General features: G+C 64.2%; 9 protein-coding genes. 4 read left to right on the top strand and 5 right to left on the bottom strand.

The window, feature by feature from the left end; translation table 11 throughout:
• Positions 1–120 precede the first annotated feature (120 nt).
• From CAG33_RS25865 to CAG33_RS25855, 3 genes are read right to left on the bottom strand one after another with little or no spacing between them, the layout of a single operon-like run.
• A complete protein-coding gene (locus CAG33_RS25865) occupies positions 121–744 on the bottom strand; it encodes an SOS response-associated peptidase (RefSeq protein ID WP_085584771.1) in 624 nt (207 codons plus the stop codon).
• 36 nt (positions 745–780) lie between these two features.
• Positions 781–1,041, bottom strand: a complete 261-nt coding sequence (locus tag CAG33_RS25860) for a putative signal transducing protein (RefSeq protein ID WP_085584769.1) — start codon at positions 1,039–1,041, stop codon at positions 781–783.
• Between the two features lie 9 nt (positions 1,042–1,050).
• Positions 1,051–1,233, bottom strand: a complete 183-nt coding sequence (locus CAG33_RS25855; RefSeq protein ID WP_085584767.1) for a CPXCG motif-containing cysteine-rich protein — start codon at positions 1,231–1,233, stop codon at positions 1,051–1,053.
• 139 nt (positions 1,234–1,372) lie between these two features.
• Here CAG33_RS25855 and CAG33_RS25850 point away from each other — a divergent pair, with 139 nt between their 5' ends.
• The gene (locus CAG33_RS25850; RefSeq protein WP_085584765.1) at positions 1,373–2,539 is read left to right on the top strand and encodes a 1-acyl-sn-glycerol-3-phosphate acyltransferase; all 1,167 of its coding nucleotides are present in this window, start codon (positions 1,373–1,375) and stop codon (positions 2,537–2,539) included.
• Between the two features lie 76 nt (positions 2,540–2,615).
• On the opposite strand, the gene CAG33_RS25845 is transcribed toward CAG33_RS25850, so the two are convergent.
• Positions 2,616–2,894 carry a hypothetical protein gene (locus CAG33_RS25845; protein ID WP_085584763.1) on the bottom strand — a complete coding sequence of 93 codons (279 nt, stop codon included), beginning with the start codon at positions 2,892–2,894 and terminating at the stop codon, positions 2,616–2,618.
• 194 nt (positions 2,895–3,088) lie between these two features.
• On the opposite strand from CAG33_RS25845, the gene CAG33_RS25840 reads away from it, so the two are divergent.
• The gene (locus CAG33_RS25840) at positions 3,089–3,295 is read left to right on the top strand and encodes a hypothetical protein (RefSeq protein ID WP_085584935.1); all 207 of its coding nucleotides are present in this window, start codon (positions 3,089–3,091) and stop codon (positions 3,293–3,295) included.
• A gap of 252 nt (positions 3,296–3,547) precedes the next feature.
• Here the strand turns inward: CAG33_RS25840 and CAG33_RS25835 are convergent, their stop codons facing one another.
• A complete protein-coding gene (locus tag CAG33_RS25835; RefSeq protein ID WP_085584761.1) occupies positions 3,548–4,132 on the bottom strand; it encodes a YajG family lipoprotein in 585 nt (194 codons plus the stop codon).
• 190 nt (positions 4,133–4,322) lie between these two features.
• On the opposite strand from CAG33_RS25835, the gene CAG33_RS25830 reads away from it, so the two are divergent.
• Positions 4,323–4,556, top strand: coding sequence for a hypothetical protein (locus tag CAG33_RS25830; RefSeq protein WP_085641039.1), 234 nt, complete (start codon positions 4,323–4,325; stop codon positions 4,554–4,556).
• Positions 4,557–5,294: 738 nt separating this feature from the next.
• Positions 5,295–6,803, top strand: a complete 1,509-nt coding sequence (gene mqo, locus CAG33_RS25825; protein ID WP_085584757.1) for a malate dehydrogenase (quinone) — start codon at positions 5,295–5,297, stop codon at positions 6,801–6,803.
• The last annotated feature ends 56 nt before the right edge of the window (positions 6,804–6,859 follow it).

Below are 6,859 nucleotides of genomic sequence, written 5' to 3'. Positions count from 1 at the left end.
GAAATCTCCCACGGGTCTGTACTGCGTCAACAGTCAGAATCCAGCCTAGTCCCTCCTCCTCCCTTCAAGTACCAGCATACAAGCCAGCCTGCTGGCGATGGTGGAGGTTCGGGTTCCGCGTCAGGCCGGGGTCAGGCACTCCGGGCCGTTGAGCTTGGGATCGTTGACCAGGTTGGCCAGCACCCGCTCGCGCAGCGCCACGGGCTCGCCGGCCAGCAGCGCGTGCAAGGCATGCAGCGGCGTTTGCGGATCCAGCCACGCTGCCTGCCCCGCTTCATCCAGGATCAGCGGCCGGCGCTGGCTCATGGCCGGCTGGGTGATGACCGCCGTGCTCAGCCACACCTGCTCCTGCACCGGGTAGGCCTCCCAGATCGCCGCGAAGAACAGCGAAGCGCCCTCCCCCGGCGTCAGCCAGTACGGCCGCTTGCGCGCGCTGCCGCGCCATTCGTAGAAACCGTTGGCCGGCAGCAGGCAACGGCGCTGGCGCAGGGCCTCGCGGAACATCGGTTGCTCGGCGACGGTCTCGGCCCGGGCATGGGCCGGGGTGCGGGACAGGTCGGTCAGCCACGGCGGCGTCAGGCCCCAGCGGGCACGGGCCAGCGTGCGCTGACCGTCGGCTTCGGCGCGCAGCATCAGCACCGAATCGTTGGGGGAAATGTTCCACTGCGCCTGCTGATCGGCCGGGAAACCGGGCAGGGCCGCAAAATCACGGTTCCAGCGGAACAGGGCATAACGTCCACACATGGGGCAACACGGCTCGCAAATAAATCGAACGCCAGCCTAACAGACCAGCGTACCGGGGTAGCTGTCCGGTTCATCGCCGGGCAGCGGCAGCGCGGCATTGTACGCCCGGATCAGTTCGCTGGCGTACTCGGCCTGATCATTGTCGACCGACAGCCCGAGCAGGCCGAAGACCGGCAGCTCGCCCGCCCCGCCGAGCAGGTCGCGGCCCACCAGGTGCGCCTCGATGCCCTCGCTTTCGAGCATGCCCTTGAGCATCTCGCCTTCCATCAGGTTTTCCGGCTCGTAGATCCGCTGCATGCGCGCCCCTCAGTCGTTTTCGCCGTACACGTCGAGCAACCACTCCTCGCCGTGCACCTGCAACACGAACCGGATCGGCTTGCAGCACACTTGGCAGTCTTCGATGTATTCCTGGTCGCCGCCGGACAGGTCCACGGTGGTCTCGACCTCTTCCCCGCAGTACGGGCAATCATAACTTGCGGCTTCCAGCATCGCGGTCTCCCGAGTGACTTGTGCGTATAATCGCCGGTCTGTTTGCAGGGCCTTTTTTGTCTGGCTACCTTTTCAGACCGTGCCCCGTTGGTTTTCGATCAACACCTTTACTTACCCTAGCCGTTTCCAACAAGAGAGCATGATGGGCGAATTCGATGCCATCCGACCTTACGACGACAGCGAAGTACCTGCGGTACTGGCGCGGCTGCTCGGCGACAAGGCGTTTCTAGATATCCTCACCCACTTCCGCTTCCCGCGTTTCGCCGGTGCCTTGGGCTGGATGCTCAAGCCCCTCATCGCCCATCGGCTGCGCCGTGAGTTCGCCGGCGTGACCTCGGTGGCCACCCTGCAGGACAAGGTCGAGTTCTACGTCGACCACACCATCGAGCGGGCCACCGACGGCGTGACCTACACCGGCGTCGAGCAGTTCAAGTCCGGCAGCGCCTACCTGTTCATCGCCAACCACCGCGACATCGTGATGGACCCGGCCTTCGTCAACTACGCCGTGTACCACGCCGGCCTGCCGACCCCGCGCATCGCGATCGGCGACAACCTGCTGCAAAAGCCCTTCGTCAGCGACCTGATGCGCCTGAACAAGAGCTTCATCGTGCACCGTTCGATCACCGGGCGCCGGGAAAAGATGGCGGCGTACCAGCTGTTGTCGGCGTACATTAACCATTCGATCCGCAACGATTGCGCCTCGATCTGGATCGCCCAGGCCGAGGGCCGGGCCAAGGACGGCGACGACCGCACCGAGTCGGCCATCCTCAAGATGTTCCACATGAGCCGCAAGGACGAGCCGTTCGGCGAGGTCATCCAGTCGCTGAACCTGACCCCGGTGTCGATCAGCTACGAATACGACCCGTGCGACCAGGCCAAGGCCCGCGAGCTGTACATCCGCGCCACCACCGGCACCTACAGCAAGGCGCCGGGCGAAGACGACGTGAGCATCGCCAAGGGCATCACCGGCTACAAGGGCCGGGTGCACGTGAACTTCGCCGCGCCGATCACGGCGTTCTACGAAGACACCAAGCAACTGGCGGTGGAGATGGACCGGCAGATCCTCGGCGGCTACCGCCTGTTCCCGGTGCATTACCTGGCGTACGCGCAGTGGGCGGACGCCGATCCGCAGCTGCAGGTGCCCAAGGCCGCCGATGTGTTCGGCGTCGATGAGCTGGCCAAGGCGCGGGAAGAGTGGCAGCGCCGGCTGGACGCCTGCCCCGAGGAGCACCGTCCGTACCTGGTGCTGCAATATGCGACGCCGGTGCGCAATCAGTACCGGGTCAAGGCGGGGTTGCCGCTGTAGGCAGACACAGCAACGGCGCCCTCGGGCGCCGTTCTTCGTGATGGGGCGGGTTCACCCCACGGGGCCTGCACGGCCTTCAGACGCGGGTGCTGATCCAGGACACCAGCAGCGCAAGGCCCAGGCAAGCGAAGCCGAAACGGTAGAAGAACCGGTTCATGCGCAGGGTCGCCCAGTCGAGCACCGGCTCCTGGTCCGGCTGGATCCGGCGCTGGGCGGCGATGTTCGCCAGCGCGCGCTGCTCACGGCGGCGGGTCGCGTGCAGCAGCCAGCTGCCCGGGAAGGCGAACGCCAGCGCCAGCAGGTTGATCAACTTGGCGGGATGGGCGGTGAACAACGTCATCAAGTGCAGCGACATCTTTGAGCCTCGAACTGAACCGGTATGGCGAACGCCAGACCGACGACCGCGGCGCGGATTCTAGCGCAACCCTCCCCTGCGTCCCCACCCTTTGCGACAAACAACGGCGCAATCGACCGATGGTTGCCCTGTGTCACGACTTCGTCATTTGCATCGGCCACCATGCGCGCCTCGAAACCGACACGGAACGCAGCATGCTTCACGCCGAAAACCAGGACCGCCTCTACCTCATCACCCCGACCGACGAACAGCAGGCCCTCGTCGGCAGCCTGGCGTTCAACGTGCAGGACCGCCGCTGGCTGGTGTATTGCGCCCTCGGCGGCCATCAGCACGCCGATCTGCCGGAAACCGACCTGCTGACGGGCGTCAGCGTGCTGGACTTCTACTCCCAGGCCGCCTGACGCCCGGCCGCCGTCGAAGCCATCGCCAGCAGGCTGGCTCCCATAACGACCGCGTCGTGCACGCAACCTGCGACTGCCTCCGAACCTGTGGGAGCCAGCCTGCTGGCGATAACGGACTGACATTCAATACGCATGCCGCCTGACACACCCTCATCACGAACAGGCTCCCTGGAGGGGGCAGCGTCCGGCGGCGGACATGAAAAAGCCCGGGGCCATCGCTGGCGCCGGGCTTTTGCGCATCAGGCGAACCGCTTACTCGGCGAGGATCTGGCCGATGCTCGGATCCTTGAACAGACGGGTCAAGGCGTCGCTCAGCACGTCGCTGACCAGTTTGGTGTTGGTTTCCTGGTTCGGCGCCATGCCGAAGCGCTGATCCAGCGAGGCGCCGTAGCGGCCGCTGTAGCGGCGGTTGCCGCTCTGCACGTCGGAGCGGAAGGTCGCGCCGATGGTGGCCTCGGTCACGTACATGCCTTCCTTCGGCGACTGGTACTTGAGCTCGGTCAGGGTCACGGTCAGCTGCGGCGCGTTCATGGCGCCGTTGGACGGGGTGAAGCCCAGCAGACGCACGGCCGCCTCGGCCTGGGCCTGCAGCTTGGGCAGGATCTGTTCGCGCTGCACGGTGATGGCGCTGGTCTCAGGGTACAGGCCCCCGCGGGTGCCCAGGGTCGGCGACGGACGGCCGTCCACCACGCGCACCACCACCGGCTGGCCGCGGCCGACCGGTGCCAGTTGGCTGGTCAGCTTCGGTTCCGGGCTCAGCTGTTGCGGGCTGTGGGCGCAGCCGGCCAGGGTCAAACCGGTCACTGTGATCAAACCGAACAACAGGCGTTGCAACATGCTCTTCTCTCCAGAATCAGGCACAGACAGGCCGGCAGTATAGCGGTGGGCCACTGCGGCTCACCAGCACGGAATCTCAGACAGGCCCGGCCCTGGGCGGTTCCTGTCACAGATTGTTCACCGCCCCTACACGATGACGTCATGGCCTGGCGGCAACCTTCGCAGCACGTACTCCAAAAGGTATTTCGCCATGCGCCATCTGATCTCGCTCTTCGCGCCGCGCCCCCTGCACCGCAGCTTCGCCCTGCTCGACCGCAACGGCCATTGCCAGGCGTTCAAGCAATGCAGCCTGCAACCGATGGGCGAAGGCTGGGTGGAAATCGAGGAAATTCGCCTCAACTGGCTGCACAAGCCGCTGCCGGCCAGCGTCCGCGTCGAAGCGTCGCGGCCGCGCGCACGGGCGCAAGCGGTTTTCGGCATCTGACCGGATGCCTAATAAAAGTCATCAAACACGAGCAAATCCCCGCATTTCTTCGATACAATCTCCCCCCGATTATAAGGTCGTCTCCTGATCGGGCCCCGCAACAGCGTCAATGCCCAGGCATTGGCATCCGAAACCGCCCACAGAGAGCCGCCCACACAGATCGAGTGAAGCCGGCGCGCTTGCTGTTTCCCAGGCAAAAACCCGCTTTTCGCGAATCTGCAGAGCTGTCATGACGCTCGGTCACTGAGTTGTTTGCCCGTGTTGCCCGCCCCGTGTTCACCGGCGGCCATCCATCCGGGCACGGTGCCCGGCCGGGGCAGCCCTTTTTGAGGTTCACGTCTTCAAAAGAGCGTGAAAAAAACGGGTTTTCACAACTTCACAAGAGTGTGGCGAGCAAATGAATAGTTTTGCGTCTGAACATGCACCATTAGCGTCTACAACAGCCCAACGACACAGGATCGCGTACGCCTCGAACACCGGAGCCTGATGCCTGTCCGCTACGGATTTGGTTGCACGAACGGATGACTCGACCATAAGTCGAATTGCCAGCCGCGCGCCGAAATGAGTTCATGGAGCTCATGAGGCCGGGCCGTCTGCATCCGTCGAAGTTGCGAAAAATTGCGAAGATTCGGACATGGCGATCCTGGCCATGGGTTACCTGGGGCGCCACTGACCTGCCCCGGAACACCTGGCAGCCATGCCGACAATTTGGTGCTGCAGATTTTGGAGACGCGTTAAATGGCGCATAACGAAGCAGTCGACGTAGTTCTGGTAGGGGCCGGCATCATGAGCGCCACCCTTGCGGTGCTGCTCAAGGAGCTCGACCCGGCGATCAAGCTGGAAGTCGTCGAGCTGATGGATTCCGGAGCCGCGGAGAGTTCCAACCCGTGGAACAACGCGGGCACCGGCCACGCCGGCCTGTGCGAGCTGAACTACACGCCGCAGGCTGCCGACGGCACCGTCGACATCAAGAAGGCCGTGCACATCAACACCCAGTTCGAGGTGTCGAAGCAGTTCTGGTCCTACCTGACCCGCAAGGGCACGTTCGGCTCGTGCAAATCGTTCATCAGCCCGGTGCCGCACCTGAGCTATGTCGAAGGCGACAAAGGCGTGTCGTTCCTCAAGGAACGCTTCAAGGTGCTGAGCAAGCACCACGCGTTCGCCGATATGGAATACACCGAAGACAAGGCCAAGATGGCCGAGTGGATGCCGCTGATGATGCCGGGCCGCCCGGCCGATCAGGTGCTGGCCGCCACCCGCGTGCTCAATGGCACCGACGTCAACTTCGGCGCCCTCACCAATCAGTTGCTCAAGCACCTGACCAGCGCACCCGATGCCCAGGTCAAGTACTGCAAGCGCGTGACCGGCCTCAAGCGCAACGGCAACGGCTGGACCGTCAGCATCAAGGACGTCAACAGCGGCAACAGCCGTGAAGTCGACGCCAAGTTCGTGTTCCTCGGCGCCGGCGGCGCGGCCCTGCCGCTGCTGCAGGCTTCGGGCATCGAAGAGAGCAAAGGCTTCGGCGGCTTCCCGATCAGCGGCCAGTGGCTGCGCTGCGACAACCCGGAAGTGGTCAAGCACCACCAGGCCAAGGTCTACAGCCAGGCCGCCGTGGGTTCGCCGCCGATGTCCGTGCCGCACCTGGACACCCGCGTGGTCGACGGCAAGAAATCCCTGCTGTTCGGGCCGTACGCCGGCTTCACCACCAAGTTCCTCAAGCACGGTTCGTTCATGGACCTGCCGATGTCGGTGCGCGCCGGCAACATCGGCCCGATGTTGGCCGTGGCGAAGAACAACATGGACCTGACCAAGTACCTGGTCAGCGAAGTGATGCAGTCGATGGAGCAGCGCCTGGAGTCCCTGCGCCGCTTCTACCCGCAGGCGAAAGCCGAGGACTGGCGCCTGGAAGTGGCCGGCCAGCGGGTGCAGATCATCAAGAAAGACCCGAAAAAGGGCGGCATCCTGCAGTTCGGCACCGAACTGGTGGCGGCGAAGGACGGTTCTCTGGCCGCCCTGCTCGGCGCTTCGCCAGGCGCCTCCGTGACCGTGTCGATCATGCTCGAGCTGATCGAGAAATGCTTCCCGGGCAAGGCCAAGGGCGAGTGGGCCGCCAAACTGGCGGAAATCTTCCCGGCCCGTGAAAAGGCGCTGGAAACCGATGCTGCGCTGTACCGCAAGATCAACACGCAGAACAACATCGCCCTGGAGCTGGTCGAGGAAAGCAGCGAGACCCCAAGCTTCGCTTGATCGCGCCCATGAAAAACGCCCCGCACTCAGTGAGTGCGGGGCGTTTTTTTATGCCT

This window comes from Pseudomonas sp. B3(2017), from assembly GCF_002113595.1.
Taxonomy (GTDB): domain Bacteria; phylum Pseudomonadota; class Gammaproteobacteria; order Pseudomonadales; family Pseudomonadaceae; genus Aquipseudomonas; species Aquipseudomonas ekonensis.
The sequence above is the reverse complement of the archived record's forward strand: the minus strand, read 5'-3'. Positions and strand labels throughout refer to the sequence as shown.

Excerpts from the sequence above, each read along its gene's own strand:
- CAG33_RS25845 (WP_085584763.1), bottom strand. The coding sequence starts at position 2,894 with ATGTCGCTGCACTTGATGACGTTGTTCACCGCCCATCCCGCCAAGTTG.
- mqo (WP_085584757.1), top strand. The coding sequence starts at position 5,295 with ATGGCGCATAACGAAGCAGTCGACGTAGTTCTGGTAGGGGCCGGCATC.
- CAG33_RS25865 (WP_085584771.1), bottom strand. The coding sequence starts at position 744 with ATGTGTGGACGTTATGCCCTGTTCCGCTGGAACCGTGATTTTGCGGCC.
- CAG33_RS25855 (WP_085584767.1), bottom strand. The coding sequence starts at position 1,233 with ATGCTGGAAGCCGCAAGTTATGATTGCCCGTACTGCGGGGAAGAGGTC.
- CAG33_RS25835 (WP_085584761.1), bottom strand. The coding sequence starts at position 4,132 with ATGTTGCAACGCCTGTTGTTCGGTTTGATCACAGTGACCGGTTTGACC.
- CAG33_RS25840 (WP_085584935.1), top strand. The coding sequence starts at position 3,089 with ATGCTTCACGCCGAAAACCAGGACCGCCTCTACCTCATCACCCCGACC.
- CAG33_RS25850 (WP_085584765.1), top strand. The coding sequence starts at position 1,373 with ATGATGGGCGAATTCGATGCCATCCGACCTTACGACGACAGCGAAGTA.
- CAG33_RS25830 (WP_085641039.1), top strand. The coding sequence starts at position 4,323 with ATGCGCCATCTGATCTCGCTCTTCGCGCCGCGCCCCCTGCACCGCAGC.
- CAG33_RS25860 (WP_085584769.1), bottom strand. The coding sequence starts at position 1,041 with ATGCAGCGGATCTACGAGCCGGAAAACCTGATGGAAGGCGAGATGCTC.